At 40.4% G+C, this 18,720-nt stretch carries 15 protein-coding genes and 1 pseudogene; 10 read left to right on the top strand and 6 right to left on the bottom strand.

The window, feature by feature from the left end; genetic code table 11:
• The first annotated feature begins 8 nt into the window (after window positions 1-8).
• Both JCM15124_RS03720 and JCM15124_RS03715 read left to right on the top strand, forming a co-directional pair.
• Complete coding sequence (locus tag JCM15124_RS03720; RefSeq protein ID WP_036885000.1) at window positions 9-2,513, top strand: exopolysaccharide transport family protein; 2,505 nt, start codon at window positions 9-11, stop codon at window positions 2,511-2,513.
• Between the two features lie 73 nt (window positions 2,514-2,586).
• The gene (locus tag JCM15124_RS03715; protein ID WP_024998356.1) at window positions 2,587-3,012 is read left to right on the top strand and encodes a BT0820 family HAD-type phosphatase; all 426 of its coding nucleotides are present in this window, start codon (window positions 2,587-2,589) and stop codon (window positions 3,010-3,012) included.
• 88 nt (window positions 3,013-3,100) lie between these two features.
• Here the strand turns inward: JCM15124_RS03715 and JCM15124_RS03710 are convergent, their stop codons facing one another.
• Window positions 3,101-4,066: a hypothetical protein gene (locus JCM15124_RS03710; RefSeq protein ID WP_024998355.1), complete on the bottom strand. Its 966-nt coding sequence runs from the start codon at window positions 4,064-4,066 to the stop codon at window positions 3,101-3,103.
• 798 nt (window positions 4,067-4,864) lie between these two features.
• Here JCM15124_RS03710 and JCM15124_RS03705 point away from each other — a divergent pair.
• From JCM15124_RS03705 to JCM15124_RS03675, 6 genes are all read left to right on the top strand, one after another.
• Window positions 4,865-5,305 carry a DUF1648 domain-containing protein gene (locus JCM15124_RS03705; RefSeq protein WP_024998354.1) on the top strand — a complete coding sequence of 147 codons (441 nt, stop codon included), beginning with the start codon at window positions 4,865-4,867 and terminating at the stop codon, window positions 5,303-5,305.
• 218 nt (window positions 5,306-5,523) lie between these two features.
• On the top strand, window positions 5,524-5,730 hold the full coding sequence (locus JCM15124_RS16420) for a hypothetical protein (protein ID WP_024998353.1): 207 nt from the start codon (window positions 5,524-5,526) through the stop codon (window positions 5,728-5,730).
• Window positions 5,727-6,014 (top strand): tetratricopeptide repeat protein, encoded by a 288-nt coding sequence (locus tag JCM15124_RS16415; protein WP_024998352.1) that lies wholly within the window; start codon window positions 5,727-5,729, stop codon window positions 6,012-6,014. The genes JCM15124_RS16420 and JCM15124_RS16415 overlap by 4 nt, the downstream gene beginning before the upstream one ends.
• Window positions 6,002-6,202 (top strand): hypothetical protein, encoded by a 201-nt coding sequence (locus tag JCM15124_RS16410; RefSeq protein ID WP_232220068.1) that lies wholly within the window; start codon window positions 6,002-6,004, stop codon window positions 6,200-6,202. Before JCM15124_RS16415 ends, JCM15124_RS16410 begins: the two co-directional genes overlap by 13 nt.
• Before the next feature lie 86 nt (window positions 6,203-6,288).
• Window positions 6,289-7,356: a bifunctional 3-deoxy-7-phosphoheptulonate synthase/chorismate mutase type II gene (locus JCM15124_RS03680; protein ID WP_024998350.1), complete on the top strand. Its 1,068-nt coding sequence runs from the start codon at window positions 6,289-6,291 to the stop codon at window positions 7,354-7,356.
• Between the two features lie 12 nt (window positions 7,357-7,368).
• Complete coding sequence (locus tag JCM15124_RS03675; RefSeq protein ID WP_024998349.1) at window positions 7,369-8,343, top strand: endonuclease/exonuclease/phosphatase family protein; 975 nt, start codon at window positions 7,369-7,371, stop codon at window positions 8,341-8,343.
• A gap of 555 nt (window positions 8,344-8,898) precedes the next feature.
• Here JCM15124_RS03675 and JCM15124_RS03670 read toward each other — a convergent pair.
• The 5 genes and pseudogenes from JCM15124_RS03670 to bamG all read right to left on the bottom strand — a co-directional run bounded on the left by JCM15124_RS03670 (window position 8,899) and on the right by bamG (window position 16,925).
• Window positions 8,899-10,809 carry an Omp28-related outer membrane protein gene (locus tag JCM15124_RS03670; protein WP_024998348.1) on the bottom strand — a complete coding sequence of 637 codons (1,911 nt, stop codon included), beginning with the start codon at window positions 10,807-10,809 and terminating at the stop codon, window positions 8,899-8,901.
• Window positions 10,810-11,415: 606 nt separating this feature from the next.
• Window positions 11,416-13,563: a peptidylprolyl isomerase gene (locus JCM15124_RS03660; RefSeq protein WP_024998346.1), complete on the bottom strand. Its 2,148-nt coding sequence runs from the start codon at window positions 13,561-13,563 to the stop codon at window positions 11,416-11,418.
• A gap of 107 nt (window positions 13,564-13,670) precedes the next feature.
• Window positions 13,671-14,930: a hemolysin family protein gene (locus tag JCM15124_RS03655; RefSeq protein ID WP_024998345.1), complete on the bottom strand. Its 1,260-nt coding sequence runs from the start codon at window positions 14,928-14,930 to the stop codon at window positions 13,671-13,673.
• A gap of 9 nt (window positions 14,931-14,939) precedes the next feature.
• Window positions 14,940-15,599 carry an LPS export ABC transporter periplasmic protein LptC gene (gene lptC, locus JCM15124_RS03650; RefSeq protein ID WP_024998344.1) on the bottom strand — a complete coding sequence of 220 codons (660 nt, stop codon included), beginning with the start codon at window positions 15,597-15,599 and terminating at the stop codon, window positions 14,940-14,942.
• Between the two features lie 19 nt (window positions 15,600-15,618).
• Window positions 15,619-16,925 (bottom strand): annotated as a pseudogene (bamG, locus tag JCM15124_RS13080) (BamG family beta-barrel-assembly machinery protein).
• 137 nt (window positions 16,926-17,062) lie between these two features.
• Here bamG and JCM15124_RS03640 point away from each other — a divergent pair.
• Both JCM15124_RS03640 and JCM15124_RS03635 read left to right on the top strand, forming a co-directional pair.
• Window positions 17,063-18,265: an Lnb N-terminal periplasmic domain-containing protein gene (locus tag JCM15124_RS03640; RefSeq protein WP_024998343.1), complete on the top strand. Its 1,203-nt coding sequence runs from the start codon at window positions 17,063-17,065 to the stop codon at window positions 18,263-18,265.
• Window positions 18,262-18,624, top strand: coding sequence for a hypothetical protein (locus JCM15124_RS03635; RefSeq protein ID WP_036884997.1), 363 nt, complete (start codon window positions 18,262-18,264; stop codon window positions 18,622-18,624). Before JCM15124_RS03640 ends, JCM15124_RS03635 begins: the two co-directional genes overlap by 4 nt.
• The last annotated feature ends 96 nt before the right edge of the window (window positions 18,625-18,720 follow it).

The following is an 18,720-nucleotide window of genomic DNA, read 5'->3' as shown; positions in this document are numbered from 1 at the left end:
GCATTATTATGATAGAAGAAAATAAGAACGTAGAGAAAGAATACGGACAAGAAGAAGCTGGGAAATCGTTTATAAATTTTCAGTTGATTTACCGTACCATTGTTCTTAATTGGTATTGGTTCATACTTTCTACAATTATTTGTGTGGGGTTGGGAGCTATCTATTTGCGCTATACCACACCAACTTATCAAACTGTTGCAAAATTGCTTATCAAAGACCAAGACGATGGCAAGAGAACAGGAATTAAGTATTCATCAAATCTTGGAACTATTTCTAATTCAGAAGGTCTTGATAACGAGATGGAAATACTCGGCTCAAGGTCTGTTGCCCAAGATGCCGTACGCGATTTGAAGCTTTATACAACCTATTCGATAAAGGGCAGATTAAAGACTTTAACATATTATGGCGACCAACCTTTGAGTGTAGACATCGACAAAGAACACTTGGAACGCTTGAACAGACCTATACAGTTTACAATTAAGCGTGATAGCAATACTTTCATTTTGTCGGGCACTTATTTTGTTCCAAAGAACGAACGCGACGCTGAAGGACCATTTACGATAGAGCGTAAGTTCTATTCGCTGCCACATACAATTGTTACTCGTGCAGGAGCAATTACGATAAACTCTAATAATGGTAGAATTTTGCGTAAGGGCGAAGAACTGAATGTAACCATACAATCGCCTAAAGATGCTTGTGGAAAGTATGTTAGTGGTTTGCAAATAACGAACAGTTCAAAAGGTTCAAATATAGCCTTGCTTAGAATAGTAGACGAAATACCTAATCGAAGCATCGACTATCTGAAGCAACTCGTTGTTGCTTATAACCGTCAAGCAAATGAAGATAAGAATACGATAGCACTTAGTACCGACCGTTTCATCAGTTCTCGTCTTGGCAAAATCAGTCAGGAATTGGGCGTAACCGAAGGAAAGCTGCAACACTATAAGCAGCAAAACGGTATGGTAGAACTGCAGATGAATGCTGCAAGCAGTTTTTCGAACCAAACAGCGTCTGAACAAAAACTCGCAGAATTGGAAACTCAAATCCAATTATTCAATAGTATTGCTTCGGAAGTAAAGGGCTCTTCAAAAGATTTCTCACAGGTGATACCTTCAAATATCGGTTTGAGCGATGCTACTGCATCAAGTCTTATAGATAAATACAACGAGCTGGTGTTGCAAAGAAATCGCCTTCTTCGTAGTGCATCTGTAAATTCGCCGGTAGTAGAGCCACTTACTGACCAAGTCAGAACGCTTAATATAAACATTCGTCGCGCTATTGAAACTGCACGCAACAATTTGGAAATTCAGCGAGATGCTATTGTTGGTCAGTTTAATAAATATAATTCGGAAGTAGCTGAAGCTCCCAAACAAGAACGAATGATACAGTCTATCGGTCGTGAGCATGAAGTTATGTCAGGATTATACTTGATGTTGTTGCAGAAGCGTGAAGAGAACAGCATTTCTCTTGCAGCAACTGTAGATAAAGGTAAGTTGATTGATGAACCACAGTTTGCAGGTATAGTAAGTCCGAATACACAAATGATTTACCTTATCGCATTAGCAATAGGTCTTCTTTTGCCTGCGCTTATCTTGTTCCTTATACAGCTCTTTAGATATAAGATAGAAGGACACGAAGATGTGGCACAACTTACCAAGTTGCCAATTATTGCCGATGTTCCTGTTGCAAGTGAGGCTGCAAAGGGTAAGGCAGATATTGTGGTACACGAAAATCAAAACAATCAAATGGAAGAGGTGTTCCGTGCAATGCGTACCAATATACAATTTGTATTGGAAGAAAATCAAAAAGTTATTCTCTTTACATCATCAACGTCAGGCGAAGGTAAAACCTTTACAGCTGCCAACCTTGCAGTCAGCTTTGCATTGTTAGGCAAAAAGGTTGTTCTTGTAGGCTTGGATATTCGCAGACCACGCCTCGCTGAACAATTCAAGATAAATGACCATAAACATGGTATTACCAACTTATTGGTGAAGAATGAGCCTACTTTGGAAGATTTGAATGCTCAAATCACTCCATCGGGTGTGAACGACCAGTTGGATTTATTGATGGCAGGACCTATTCCTCCAAATCCAACGGAATTGATTGCACGTAACTCTTTGAATACAGTGTTCGAACTATTGCGTCAAGAGTACGACTATATACTTGTCGATACTGCACCTATCGGACTTGTTACCGATACATTGCAGATTGGTAGAATTGTAGATACAACCATTTATGTGTGCCGTGCCGACTATACATTGAAGTCGTCTTTCGATATGATTAACGAGCTTTCAGAGGAAAAGAAACTTCCAAAAATGAATATCGTTCTCAACGGTGTCGATATGTCGAAAAAGAAGTATGGCTACTACTACGGTTACGGTCGTTATGGGAAGTATGGCCGCTACGGACAAGGAAAATACGGCAAATATGGTACATACGGTAAGTATGGAAGTTTCGGAGATTATCGCAATAGTAAGTATGGAAATAAGAACGATAATTCTATTAAACGATAATAATTAAGTAAATGATATACAAGAAGTGTGTCAGCGTTTATACATTGCCACACTTCTTTTTCTTTATACGACTATGGTTATAGCAGTAGACTTTGATGGAACAATAGTGGAACATAGGTATCCGCGCATTGGAAACGAAATTCCATTTGCTATTGACACTTTAAAAGAATTGATAAAAGACGGGCATCAGCTTATACTTTGGAGCGTCAGAGAGGGCAAACTATTAGAAGAGGCTGTAGACTGGTGCCATGAACGTGGTGTTGATTTTTGGACAGTAAATAAAGATTATCCGGAGGAAGAACCGTCAAAGAATAACCATTTCTCGCGAAAATTAAAGGTAGATATGTTTATCGACGACCGTAATATAGGCGGATTGCCCGATTGGGGAACTATCTACCACATGATAAAACATAACGAAACGTGGGAAAGTATGCGTTACAGCCATAATAATTCTGCTTACGAACAACCTAAAAAGAAAAAGCATTGGTGGAATTTTTAGTAACTTTCCTATCACCTTTCTAATATACAAAAACCACCTCCATTGCAATGCAACGAGGTGGTTTTTCTCTTTTTATACAGTAAAACCGCTATGCTTTAATTGTCCATTCCATGTTTTCGTTCGACATCTCATCAGTCTCTTCCTCAATAGAAACTGTTGATGGGTCGGGACTTTTAATTACAATCTTAATATTTGTCATCACATTGCGTTTCAGTACAAACCCTTTCGTTTCTGTCTTTATCGTTCCATCGCCTTTTGTCCATTTCAACACAAAGTTAAATTTACCGCTATAACCATCTTCTGTTGCTTTATCTGTCTGGGTAAAAGAATAAATAGCCTGATGGTCGAAAGTTGTATCAGAAGCCTTTATCGTTTCCTTGTAATCGTCTAAATAGCTGACTTCGAGAGTTCCTTCTTCGGGTGGCGCAATGGTTAGATGCAATCCGAACACTGCCCGTTTTACTTTTAACGATACGGCATCGGTTGTCTTAGGGGTGAAGTCCGATAATGTACCATATTGTTTTATCAGTTTAGGACACCAAACTTGTTTATTTCCCGTAACAGTAGTTTTGCCTTGTGGAGGAAATGCAAAACTTACCGAACTTGATTTTACGAACAAGTTGTCTGCTTTAGTCGGCTTTTTGTTTGTTTTCACAAAAGGTTCCATATAGCCATCTATTGAAAGATAGACACCGTCTTCGCCCTCTTCAACTATCAGACATTCAAAGCGGTAGAGGCAATCCTCGTTTAAAGCAATTTTTATTTTTGAAGGGTCATCAAACAATCCGTAGGCATATTTGGTGTAAGACTTTCCGTTTGCTTTCTTCTGAAAAACATTAATGCCATACAGTTTCTTCCCTGCACCCCGGGTTCCATTTGCAAATAAAGGTGTTTCAGAAGTCGTTATTTCCTCGTTTATTCTGACCGAAACCGTTTTCATCTTACCTTTACCTTGATTCTCTTTCCCTATTCCTTCTTCCAAGATAGCTTTCCCACAGCTCGCAAAGCATACAGCCATTGCGACAGATAGTAATGTGTAAATTGTCTTTTTCATTTCTATTTTAATAAGTTAACGACTGCAAAGGTAACATATTTTTATCTTATATCCAAACCATATTAGCAGTATTAGAACATGAGTTCGATATAAAAGTTACGCCGGTATTTATTTATAAGATATTTAAAGAAGAATTGATTGTGATTTAATATGCTTATAATCAAAAAGTAACGAAGTATATTTGTCTTCAAATTCTTACACCAAGCTCACGTTATTCATGAACGTTTTCGTTCCGCCAAATGAGCAATGCCAAATTTATTTAAGCATTTTCATGGCGAGGAAACGCACTTTTCGGGAACGAGAAAAGAGTGAAAAGAAGACCATAAAAACGTAAATATTTTTCACAAGAGTAGCTGTTGCATAACTTGTTATGTATCAATGTATTACAAAACCTATTGTTTCGCGTTCCAAAACCGTAGGTTTTGCACGGTAAAAGCGTAGGTTTTACATTGCAAAACCTACGGTTTCGCAACGCCAAAACGCAATTATCAGTTTTTAACAGAATTATCTTTACAAAACTAAACGAAAAACCTCTCTCTTTATTTCATTAAGTGGGCTTGCTTAAAAGCGTCTGTGAGATTACCGGTTTAACCTGCTTTCGTATATCGAACTCACGTTTTTAGAGTATCTGTATTTGTCGATAGCGCAAGTTCAATATTTGAACTTTCCCCACCTCAGCTGAATACTCCATCTCCCAATAATACAAAAAATCTACTTGTTTGTTCCTCCATTACAATTTAATTTGGTATTTTTGCACTAATCAAATTTAATTTGATTAGTTAAGAAACTTACATACTTATGATATTGAATATTATTATTAAAAAGGTTCTTCCTATCTTAACTTTAGGCATCGGCTTTGCTTTTGCCATTATTGTTGGCTTCAGTAATGTTGAAATCATTCCGTTACACATAAACATTCACGGCGAAGTGGACAACTATGGCTCCAAATGGGAACTATTTACACTCCCTGCTATCGCCTTGCTCACCTATCTGTTGATGTGGTGGTTGGAGAGAAATCCTAAACTCTACAACTTTCCAAGCTCGAAGAAACACAGTCGGAAAGAGCAAGAGAAAATCGGAGTAGAACTCATCAGTTGGCTGAAAGTAATTACTATTCTGATGCTTGTTCTAATAGAAATTTTGTTGATTGTAAACCCCAACCTTGTACTTTGGGGCACTTTTCTCTTCAGTGCTCTGTTGCTTTATGTCTGCATTAAATACACATTGAAATTGCTGTAAACAGGTTGATATTTTGAAAAAAATATGTAAGTTTGCATATTATAAATAACGAATAAATTGAAGACGATGGTTCGTTCCTTCGTTACACATAAATAAACCTAAACACGTATGAACTTTTTTCAGAAACTATTTGGTAGCAAAGAAGAAACCAAAGAAGAAGTAAAAGTACAAAACGAAGCAAAAGATTTCGATGTATTGAAATATGACGGCGTCAGAGCATGAAGACAGGCGAGGTAGATTATGCCGTGAGATGCTTTAAGCACGCATTGGAAATAAAAGACGACTTGGAAATTCACGACCACCTTTCTATCGTCTATGCCTCAAAAGGTATGTTTTCGGAGGCTTATGAAGAACTGCAAACACTAAGCAAGGCACAGCCCGACAATGTTCAGATATTCATTCGTATGGCAAATATAGCTTCATGATGGAGAACTATGGTGCAATGGCAACTGCCTGCGAAAAGGCGATACTCATAGATTCAGAGAATGCAGCAGCGCACTATCTGTATGCCGAAGCCTGCAAGGGACAGGGCGACGACGTTAATACCATAGCCATGGCAACAAAGGCTATCTCGTTAGACAGCAAGCAAGGCAACGCTACTTGCTGCGTGGCGAAACCTATTTGCACACACAGCAATTTGCAGAAGCCGAAGCTGATGTTGCTTGGTTGCTTGAACACACGGAAGACAACGAAGATGTGCTGTTGCTGAAAGCCCGTTTGGAACACGCTTTAGCGCATAACGCCGCCGCTATACAGTGGTACACAAAAGTTATCGATACCTATCCGTTCTCTCTTCCTGCCTACACAGAGCGTGGTGAACTGTATGCAGAGATGGGAAAAACAAACGAAGCTGCCGACGATGCCGCAAAAGTAGCAGAACTAAACGCAGAGACGTGATAAATAACGCCTCTGCAATATCGGACAAAATTATAAATAACAAAATGAAGGAACGTGATAAACCACGCTCCTTCAAGACTACAAAAATGGAATTGGAACTACAACCGTTAGGACTCCCACATAAAGAACACCAACCCATCATAATAGCAGGACCATGCTCGGCAGAAACCGAAGAGCAAGTGATGAATACTGCCCGACAACTTTCGGCAAGGGGTTGCGAGATATTTCGAGCCGGTGTTTGGAAACCGCGCACCAAGCCCGGGGGCTTTGAAGGCAACGGCGAAAAGGCATTGCCATGGTTAAAACGGGTGAAAGACGAAACGGGAATGCTTATCGCCACCGAAGTAGCAACGCCCGAACATGTGGAATTAGCTTTAAAATACGATATGGATATTCTTTGGATTGGTGCACGTACAACAACCAATCCATTTGCCATGCAAGCATTAGCCGACTCGTTGTGCAGCGTAAAAGACATTCCTGTTTTGGTGAAGAACCCTATAAATCCTGACCTTGATTTATGGATTGGCGCATTGCAACGCCTGAACCAAACAGGCATAAAACGGTTGGGTGTTATACATCGTGGCTTTTCAAGTTACGAGAAAAAGATATATCGCAACTTGCCAATGTGGCAAATTCCAATCGAATTGCATCGCCGCATACCCGACCTGCCCATTATTTGCGACCCCAGCCATATTGGTGGACGACGCGACCTCATAGCACCACTTTGCCAGCAAGGACTGGATTTAGGTGCCGACGGACTGATAATAGAAAGTCATTGCAATCCCAATAAAGCGTGGAGCGATGCCGAACAGCAGGTAACGCCCGAGCAATTAGAACTCATTCTTTCGCAACTTATCGTGCGCAGCAAGCACACAACAAGCGAAGAACTGCACCAACTGCGCTCACAAATAGACGAAATGGACAGTTCGCTCATCAATTTACTTGCCGAACGATTTAAACTTTGTCGAGAAATAGGCAAGTTTAAAAAAGAACATAATATGACGGTTTTACAATCGGAACGCTACAACGAAATGTTGGAGAAATGTTCGCAACAGGCAAATGCAAGCGGAATAGATGCTAAATTTGCAGCTCGCATTCTCGAAATCATACACGAAGAAAGCGTACGCCAGCAACTTATTATCCTCAACAAGTAAGTGCTTGACCCGATGAAAAAACTGTGCTTGTTGGTTTTCTGCTTTCTTTCTTGCACATTGGTGGCACAAGAACGTTTACGCATAGTAGAATGGAACGTAGAAAACTTGTTTGACACAGAACACGATTTGCAGAAAAACGATTTGGAATTTACACCTAACTCGCCTCGCCATTGGACACGCACAAAGTATTGGGAGAAGCTGAACAAAGTAGGACAAGGTATTATTTCGTGTGGCGAAGATTCTATAAGGACTTATCTGCCTGACTTGATAGGACTGTGCGAAGTAGAAAACGACAGCACCATGATTTACCTTACGCAACGCTCGCTACTGCGAAAAGCACGCTACCAATACATTATGACTGCCTCGAACGACAAGCGCGGCATAGATGTCGCCCTACTTTACTCGCCTTTCACCTTCCGAATTTTGAAAGGCGACACCATTCATATCCCTCCATTAAAAGAAATGAAACCTACTCGCGACATACTGCACGTTATGGGCGAGTTGGCGAATGGCGACACGCTGCACGTCATTCTCGTCCACGCACCAAGCCGTTCGGGCGGTGCAACCTTTTCAGAACCATTCAGAATACACGTTGCCACACAACTTTGCAACACCATCGACTCAATTAAAACAACTGAAAAGAATGCTAAAATAATAACAATGGGCGACTTCAACGATTATGCTGACGATAAATCGTTACGGAAAATCTACGAACACGGAATGACAAACATATCGCGCAATGCTACAGGAAAGAACGGCGCAAAAGGAACCTACCGTTATCGGGGAAAATGGGGCAGCTTAGACCAAATACTTGTAAGCGAGAACTTACTGCCCCAAATACAGCAATGCAGAATAAACGATGCAACTTTCCTGCTCGAAGAAGATACCGAATATGGAGGTGTAAAGCCTCGCCGATTTTACAATGGCATGCGCTATAATGGCGGATTTAGCGACCATCTGCCACTGGTATTCGACCTTTTATATTAAGGATTTGCAATGATGCAAGTCTCGCAAAAATACCCTGCTAAACAGCTGTTAAAGTCTTAACGGAGTTACGGCATTCATCGCAACTCCGTTACGGCAATCGTCGCAACGGAGTTACTGTAATCGTCGTAACTCCGTTACGAAAAATGCCGCTGCGTAGTACCGATGGTACCCGTCTTTCAACAGATGGTTATATGGAACCTTTTATAAGAACAAAACGCCAATTAAAGCATAGCGATGCTACTGTATAAAAAGAGAAAAGCCACCTCGTTGCATTGCAATGAAGGTGGCTTTTATATGCTGTCCGGTAAACATTTTCCACACATAAAAGTTAAGGGCTGAAAGCCTCACTTGGATTTCAGCCCTTTTTAGTTACTCTTGTTTTTCCGGAAAGAACGACCATTATCTAACAATGCATGTATCTTAGCAAAGATGATGCGTCATGTTTACTTCTTCTCTTGTTTGTCATAATAAAACCCCAAAAGTTTTATGTCTGACTTTTGGGGTTTGGTTCACAGGTTGCAATAATAACTTCTGTTATTATATTGCGTTCCTGACTTATTTTACAACTACCTTTTCAATCTTGCCGTTCTTGTACTTCAAGATGTTCACACCCTTTTGTGGAGTGTCAATCTTCTGACCTGCGAGGTTGTAGCGAGCTACGATTTCATTATCAGCATCCATGCTTGCATCTTTAATGCCTGCAGTAGTAGTAACTTCAACCATATTGGTCTGGTTTACAACAAGTTCAGAGATAGGAGTAGTGCCCAACTTAGGAGCTACGAAAGCAATAACGTGCATCTTCTCTGCATTGTATCCGGCAGGTACATCGTAAGTGAATTGCTTGTTGAAGTTGTCGCCGGTCCAAGCAATGTTGTCGCCATTAATGTTTGTCAAGCACTGACGGAATGTGTTGTTGTGAACATAGTTTTTAATCGTTTGTCCATTATCAATCTGTGGATTAACGAGTCCATCTTCTGTTACATAAACATAAAGTGCATAATCCTTGAGGAAGTCAGCTGCGCTCTTAACGCCGGTACCCTTCACGTCAATGACCATTTGATTGTTTCCATTTGCGAGTTTGTCAGCCTTTGCAACAATGTCGATATTTACAAATGCAGGGAGTTCTTCGTCTGTTTGGTCTAAAATTTTGCTAAACATTTCAACAGCTTGGTTAATTGCTCCCTCTTTGAAAGCAATTACTGTTGTAAGTGCACCATCCATAAGAGTTCTGTTAAATGCTGCCATTGGATATCCATTTGCACCAAGTGCCTTCATGATAGCAATACTTTGGTTTGTTTGGTATGGGTCGTTCTGCCCCATTGGACCATGAAGTGCTACCCATGCTAAGTCTTTGCGCTTCTCTTGCAGTTTCTTCAAAAGTCTTGAACCGGTAGGACAATAAGTACAAGTTACAGCGGTAAACTGTTCTATGAGTTGCTTTTGTCTCTTATAGCCTGTATCGTAGATGTTTATATCCGACTCGTAAACATCGTCTTTTGTGTCGCCGGTTGGTGCAGCACCGTCTACCTTTGTGATAGCGAACTTAAGCTTGTGCGAACCAAAGTCGATATTTGCTGTAGAGAATTCAATCTCATTGCTCTTTATATTTCCATCTATAACACCTGTTATTGTTTGTTCTTTTACTTGTTTGTCATCGATTGATGTTACCAAGGTATAAGAATTGATAGGGTCTGTACCTGAGTTAGAAACTTTCAACCAAACCTTTGTGTTGCCTGAACGTTTTATGAACTTAGTATATACGGCACCTTTAATAGCGATGTCTTTTGCAGGATAGTCTTTTTCTACAAGTGCCTGAATGCAAAGGTTTCCTCTTTTTTCTGAATCAAAGGTGTACAGCTTACCGTTGAATTCAACGTATGTTGTAACAATCGTTCCTTCCTTCAGCAATGAGATAGGATAGCATTCTTCTGACTCTCCTTTCTTCTGTGTATAGGTGTATCCTAACATTACGCCTTCTATCTTGCTGAAGTCAAGCGTGTAAGGTGTATTAAAGGTAACGTCGTTCCAGCCTTTCTTGGTATTTTCTATCTTCTGTTCAGCTACTAAACTTGTTTGTATTTTACCGTCTACAGTTTTATAGGTAAACAGTTTTGCCGTGATAGCACCAACACCATTGGCAGCCAATGCGACACGCATGCCAACAACTTTACCTTTATCGAACGCACTAACAAGGTCTTTGTCTACTGCTGTCATCAAGGTAAGTACGCCTTCATTGCTTGTAAAGCCGATACCTTTTTCTTGATAGTTGTCGCTAGTGTAGTTGCCCATGTAACGCTGGTTCTTGGGCAAGTTAGCTCTTGTAGCTTTAGCGTTATTTTGATACTTTACAGAACTAATGGGTTGAGCAAGAGTGAAATCTGCTTCTGTCAGCTTTAAGCTACCGTTCTGTGCTGTAGCAAAAGTTGTCATTGCAAGTGCAATACAAGATAATAGAAATTTTTTCATTTGTTTTTGGTTTAGTTAATATTCAGTTATTACTATCTATCGGTTTTTCACATAGCATATCTAAATCTTTAGATTAAGGATTAGCTATTTATTTTCCATATCATGAAATCCATTTGAACTTCTTTTTGACGTGAAACGTTTATTGTAAAATGATGACTTCGCAAAAGTACAAATAAAAAATAAAAAAAACTATTTTTTTTAGAAGATTTTTTTCTTATTTTATCTCCATTAACTGTGTATTATAGTTAATGCACCAATAGGAAAGAGTTGGTTTTGATAGTCCTCCTGTGGGGGAATAAACTATCGGACACAAAGCAGCCAGCCCACATCGTACAGCAAGGCGAAGTATCTCGTTTTCTTAGCCCCTGCCTCGATGTACTTTACAAACTTCTTCGCGAACACACAACCTTTGCCTTTCCTTGCTGCCTTGTTGTAGGGGCTGGTAAATCTTAAGGGAGTTTTCTTTACAAAACTGTGGCTAATTTCAATTATATGCATTGAAATAAAAAAGGAAAGCCACTTGTCGGTAGTTGTGAAATGATGATATAAAATAAGATGGACTTGACAAGCAAATCCACCTTATATATAATGTGTAAATTTATGTTCTTAGAAGAACAAGTAGCGATTGTCTACTACCTTTGCGTTCAATACTAAGTCTTGTATGAAACTGCTTGCAACCTGCATATTTTGCTGCATGCACATTTGCATCTGCTTTGCTTCTTCGTACTTAACGCCTGCGCGCATTGCTTTCTTCACTACTTGGAATACATATACGCCTGCATTACCTTTAACCGGTTTCTTAGAGAACTTGCCTGCGGCTGTTGCTGCAACTGCTCCTGAGAGTGCCGGCTCGGTAGCACCGGTAGCTTGAACAAAGGCCGGAGCAGCGAAAGTGATTTGGTTTACTTCGCTAACCTTGGCACCTTTGGCTTGCGCTGCGGCGATGGTGTTCACGCCATTGAGCTTAGATATAAACTGTTCTGCTTTCTTATCTTTGATAACTTCGCGCTTTAAGATTTCCTTTACTTCGGCGTCGTCCCATGGGCGATAGCCTTGTGGGTGAATCTTTGTCAATGCTACCACCATAAAGTGGTCGTTGTCGCCACATTCGTAAAGTGGAGAAACATCGCCTTCCTTAGCTTCGAATATCCATTTCAAGGCATCGCGAGTAGCGTGAACGCCTGCAAGATAGTGTTCGGCAGTGGTTACGTTCTTGTTTTCTTGTACCTTGTAGCCATATTTTGCTGCGTTCTTTTCCAATTCGGCAAGTGTTGTGCCCTTTGCAACGTATTCAGAGAATTTGTTGAAAGCTGCACTGCGGGTTTCCTTAGAGAAGTCGATGGCTTTCTTGATAATTGCAGCATTGGTCTTTGTCTTCATCGCTTTTTTGTCGAGCACCTGAAGAATTACGTTGCCTTGTGTAAGTGCCAAGTTCTGAACACCGTTTACTTCGCCATTCATAATGGCTGTGATGTACTGGCGGTTGTCTTGGTTCATGGTTGTAGCGTGTTCGTATTGCTGACCTGTGAACCATACCTTTTCGCCTGTTTGGCCGTAACGCTTGGCAATTGCTTCAAAGTCTGCACCACCTGCCAATGCCTTTTGGATTGAGTCTGCCTTTGCAGCAGATTGTTCCTTTGTTGCTGCAGCAACTTGGATTTGGCGGAACTGAACAGAGTCCGGTAACTGTTCCTTGCTTAGAACACGGATAATATTCAATGTGTTATCTTCCTTATTTTCTGTAACGTTTGTTGTTCCAACGTTCAAAGAGTCAATCTTGCCTGCAATGTCAGAATATGCCTGATAAGCATTGCTGCTTACCGGCAAGCCGATGTAAGGTATTTGGCTGCCGCTTTTGCTGATAACAAGTGCCGGGTCGGCTGCTGTTGCCAGTTGCTGTTGGTAAGCGTTCATTTCCTTTACAATAGCGTTGCGGTCGGCTTGGCTTGCCAAAATTTGGAAGTCTACATACTTCACATCGCGGGTTTCGATGGTCTGACGGAACATTGGCTTCAGTTCTTCGTACTTAGCCTTCAAGTCTTCGTCGGTGTATTTCACGTCAGCATCTTTCACAGAAGTGTATGCCATTGAAGCCAACTGCACCTGCGCTTCTTCGTTCTCGTCGTTGAAAGCAAGTTTAGCTTCAGCCTTGTTAGAAAGAACGCAGCTTGCATAAAGTGCTTGGAACTTCTGACCTAAGAGCTGTGAACGGAGGTTCTTTTCTACAAACATCCAATAGTTGTAGGCTGTCTTCATTTGTTCAGCCTGCTGCGGATTTGCAGTCTTTGCCTTGTTGTAGGCATCGATGAACTGCTTCAATGCGTTTACGTCGAAGCGTCCTGTCTGCTGGTTGATGAAAGGAGTTTGAGATAACATTGGGTCTGTACCTTCGTTGAGAACGTTTTGCAATTCTTGTTCGGTAACAGTCAAGCCAACTTTCTTTGCATCAGCTTCAAGTACGTGGTTTGTTACCAGCTGCTGCCAAACTTGGTCTTTTACCTGATTGAGTTCGCTCTCTGACAAGTTGTCGCGTTGCATTGTGAACTTGATGGCGTCTTGATACTCATCAACGAGCTTCTGAAAGTCTTGCACGTTGATTTTTTCTCCCAAGACTTCGCCCACTTGTTGTCGTGCTTCGCCTTTGATACCGTTACAAGAACGGAAAGCCTCTTCAGCAATAAATGCAAAAAGACCCAAGCCGATTATAACAATCAGCGTGATGCCTCTGCGTCTGATTTTTCCTAATGCTGCCATTTTTTTTATTTTATTTATTTTTGATTTATTTCTTTATCAGTGCAAAAATTGCGTACAAAAATACAAATAAAAAGATAATTAAAATAATAATTACCGAAGAAAATGCGCTAAACGCTAACTTTTAGTTTCACAAGTTCTATTTTTGTCATTGTATTCTTGATTATTTTAAATTCATATTTCCCTATTTTAATTAATTCGTTTAATTTAGGAAAGCTCTGGTATTCGTGCAGTATAAAGCCGCTTATGGTCATATAGTCATCGCTTTCCGGTAAGTCCAAATCGAACATATCATTTACCTTTTCTATCTCTAAACGAGCGGAGAGAATGTATTCGTTGTCTGCAATTTTCTTTGCAATGTACTTTGCATTGTCGTGTTCGTCTTCAATATCGCCGAATATTTCCTCTACAATATCCTCCAACGAAACAATTCCACTGGTTCCGCCAAACTCATCGACAACCACGCCAAGGCTCTTTTTCTGTTGCAGGAAGGTATGCATCAGCTTTTGGGCTGTCATTGTTTCGGGCACAAAAGGCATCTTTCGGATATGGTCGTGCCACACTTGTGGGTTCTTGAACATTTCGGAAGAGTGGATATAACCCTCTATATGGTCGATGTCGTCTTTGTAGACAACAATCTTGGAGTTCCCGCTTTCAATGAATTTCTGTTGTAATTCGGCAACGGGACAGGTTATATCAACAGCTTTTATTTCTGTACGAGGCACCATACAGTCCTTTACTTTCGTGTCGGTAAACTCTAATGCGTTCTGGAATATCTTTACTTCCTCTTCCAACTTTCCATCGTCTTTTGCGTTCTCGATGGAACTTTGGAGCAGGTAATCTAAATCTACTTTAGTGAAAGTACCATCGTTTTTCACTTCATCAACTTTCACGCCTATGGTTCTTAACATGATGCGCGATATAAAAGTAGAGAAACGACTGATGGGCCATAATACGATGAAGAACAGATAAGCGAGTGGGGCAAAGAAAGACAGCAGCGCGTTGGGACTGCTTTTAAACAATACTTTCGGAATAAATTCGCCTGTAAATACAACGATAATGGTTGAAAGAATGGTGTTTAAGGCAACCTGCGTGATGGGTGAAAATGACAGGAAGAGTGTGGCGTTGAAGATGTCGGCAAACAATATTCCATACAAAACCAACACGATATTGTTACCTACGAGCATTGTTGAAACAAAGCCGTTGGGGTTGTGATAAAATATTTGCAGGCATCTTTGTGCAAAGCCATTCTTTTCTTTGTCCATTTCTGCAAGCATTCTGTTGCTTGAAACGAAAGCTATCTCCATTCCTGAAAAGAATGCAGACAATGTCAATGACACTAAAATTCCTATTATTAAACTAATATTCAATGTTTCTCCTTATCGATTTAATACTACTCCTTGTAAGTTCTTGTGAGCCATTGTGTCTGTCGGCGCAGGCGGCATCGACACTGCTCCGTCGCTGTTTGGTACAAGTTCCCGCTCGTTGAATATACCCCAACCTTTCGTTTGTCGTATTTCATAGACCGTCATTTGCTCATCGCTCTTGAACCAGTTGCCTTCCAAAACCTTGTCAGGAGTTTTTATACGTGAATACTTGCGCGACCATATTTCGTGGTTTCGTTCGTCCCAAAATAGTTCGCTGCTATAAAATTTCACCTTCTTTGCGGTAACTATCTGCACGTGTCCGTGAAGTTCCCAACGGCGTTCTTTGTCGTAATAGATGGCCGTGTCGCACTGCATAAATCCCACAATGTGCTTTTTAAGGTCGAACTGTGTAAGTAATAAACCCTTGTTGAAAGTCCACCGTGAAGGGTTCTTAACTTCGTTCACTTCCCATTCTTCGGCAATAATACGATACTTGATGACCCCTGAGTCGGAAATCAACGTATTGACACCGTATGTTGTCATGATAGGAACAGAATCGCGCTCGTGTATGGCAGGGGCTGTATTTCCACGTTTTTCGCTGCATGAAGCCAAAAAGGGTATGACACATAAAGCAATTATCATGCAAGAGATGAAAAGTTTGCTTTGTTTCATATTGCAAGTATAACAGGTTTTATCGTACCTTAAACTTAGCGAACCAGCGTTCGTTGAAAGTAAGACCTACATTGATGCGGAACATATTTTCTTTTATCAAACCTGTGGCATTTCTGTTCACCCATTCTACACCGATGTTGAGCAAGCTCCTGTGGTTATAGTTGTTTGCGATAGGAATGCCTAATCCAACGCTTGCAGATATTTCTTTTGGACCATCTTGCTTGTTTATTATTATATAAGGTGTAGAATAGCTTACACCTGCACGGTAGTGCAACTGGCTGAAGAAATTGCGATAGCGTTCGCCTTTGCAGTATTCGCCACCCAATGTCAGCTTTTGCATATCTTTAAGTTGTCCTCCCTCAAGCGTGTAGCTTGCTTTATCATTGACAACGTTGAACTGTGGCATTTTAATATCTGCCCACTTCTGTAACTGATAGTCTACTCCCAACTTCAGGCGGTTGTTGTGGTTCCACATCAAGCCTACACCGAAAACGTGAGGCAGCCTCAAAGCGTCTTTTATTGCATAGTTTGTTGTGTCATTCACAGCAGTCTGCGAGTTCTTGGATATAATGTTGCACACTGCATCAGAGTTGAGCTTGTGTCCTAAAGAATAGGTCAAGCCCAAAGTAATGGCATTCTTTTTAGAAAGTTTCTGCGTATATTGCAAGCCGAAATCAACTTTATAGCTTTTAACTTCGTATGTATAAGTTTTCGACAGCGTGTTTATATACGAGTCGCTGTAACTATTTACGACAGTACGTTCCAAGTCTCCCCAAAGGTAAGCAACGTTCGCACCGATGGCAAGTCCTTTAAATGGCTCCCAACCAAGCCCAAAATAAGCCTGTCTTATACTACCTGTTCCTGTGAAAGTATTAGAATATGTAGGCTCCGGCAACGATGGATTGGGAATGGGGTTTACATTACTGCGGTTTGTATAACTGTATCCTACATTTGTATAAGGCATCAAACCGAAGCTGACACCTACGTGCTTAAAAGCCTGAAAGGCTGCGTTGATATATTCTATATTGCCATTGTTGGCATTCTTCTTGCGCCCATTCTCCTCAAAGTTGGTCATTTGCAAACTTACACCTGCATCGAATATAAACGAAAGCGAATCCAAGGCTGAGTATGAAGCAGGGTTTTGAAAGTTTATTTGGTTGTGTTCGTGGAAACCGTATGCCAATCCGTTCATGCTGCGATTGAAGCTTGACGACTGTGGAGACAATGTTCCTAATCCAAATTGACTATATGGAGAATTAGTGCACTCTGTGCCATTGCCGTAATTGCTAAGGCTACGCAGAGGACTGCTGTGAGTATTTTCTTCATTTGTTTGTAATTTCAAAAAATATAAACAGTGCAAAGTTATTAAAAAAAAATGATAACATAGAAATTCTATATACTATTTTGATTTTTAATAAGGTTTCTTTGCGGTATCACAGTTTTTCATTACCTTTGCCAAACAAATGAAAAAGCTCGTTCGATATATAGTTGTCTGCATTTTGCTATCAGTTTTGCCACTGGCTGCAAAATCGGAATTATTGACCTATTCGGACTCTGTCGAAATATCTCTTTTAACTTGTACGCCCGGCAATGAAGTGTGGGCGCAATACGGGCACACAGCCATACGCTATAACGATGTTGCAAACGGTAACGACCTTGTTGTAAATTATGGCGTATTTTCGTTTGAGCAATCTTATTTTATTCCTCGTTTCGTATTGGGATTGACCGATTATAGTATTGGCATATCTACAATGGAAGAGATGCTTTTCGTATATTCACACGAGGGTAGGGGCATTGTTGAACAGGTATTGAACCTTACCAAGGAGGAAAAGTATAAGATTTATCTTGCTTTAAAAAAGAATTTGCTTCCCGAGAATGTTGTGTATAGATACAATTTCTTTTACGACAATTGCACCACAAGAGCACAACATATGCTTCTCGACCATTTAAGCGGTAGCACTAAATATATCTCTGAAAATACAAAACCCCTGCCTTCATTTCGTGAAATGATACACGAATGGAACAAGAACGATGCTTGGACGCAGTTTGGCGAAGATATATTATTAGGTGTAACTGCCGATTTGCCCGTTAAAACAGAAGAACAGAAACTGTTTTTACCTGATAACCTACGCAAATACATCGCAAATGCAATACACAACGGACAGCCTTTGGTGAAGCAGACATCGGTTATCTTGCAACCGAACAAACCTTCAGGAGAGGAAAGTATCTTTATTTCACCCTTTCAAGTTGCAATTGTATTCGCCGTTCTTGCTATTTCCATATTGCTCATAGAGTATAAAAAGAAAATGGCTTTATGGGGCTGGGACATTCTGCTGATGGCTGTTTCAAGTATCATAGGACTTCTACTTTTCATTATGATATTCTCTCATCACCCCTCTGTAAGCCTCAATATGATAATATTTTTGTTCAATCCGTTGGCATTGTTCCTCATTCCTTCGGTTGTAAAGAGTATCAGACACAAGCAGAACCATTGGTGGTGGACAGCTTGGGAAGTGTCAATCATAATTGGATTTATCGGTGGCTTTTTCCAAAAAATTCCTGTTCCGGTGTTAATTGTGGCACTATTCTTGCTATTCAATTGTATCTTCCATCGATGGTTGATTAAAAATGTCTATGTAAAGACAATAGAAAACAAAGCAAAATGATGAATAAATACATTACCGCACTGCTCGTAGTGTTAGCAGCAACAGGCGTAGAAGCACAGACATACCAGTCTGCGCTGAAGGCGGCAATGGGCAATTCTACCTTGGAAGAGTTTTGCAATCATCTTGAATTGAAGGGTGTAGAGACTGACATACTGTCGATTATCGAAGCCTACAAGAATATTTCAAAGGAAGAAGAAAACAAGCCTGCAGCCACACGTCTTGCTTTGTTTGAGAGACGGAAAGCTGTACTCAACGTAGGAAAATTAGGAAAACCTCGAAAAACAATATCAAGCTATTTGCCGAATCCCTCGGTCAATTCGGCTATATTAATACGTGCACCGAGTCGTTTTATCTCATAAATACGCTTTGATAAGTGTAACCAATTACAGCGAGAAAATAAAACAATATTCACACAGTGGACTTATAACAGATTAAATTAATGACAAACAAGCACG

This window comes from Prevotella falsenii DSM 22864 = JCM 15124, from assembly GCF_000613945.1.
GTDB lineage: Bacteria > Bacteroidota > Bacteroidia > Bacteroidales > Bacteroidaceae > Prevotella > Prevotella falsenii.
The sequence above is the reverse complement of the archived record's forward strand: the minus strand, read 5'-3'. Positions and strand labels throughout refer to the sequence as shown.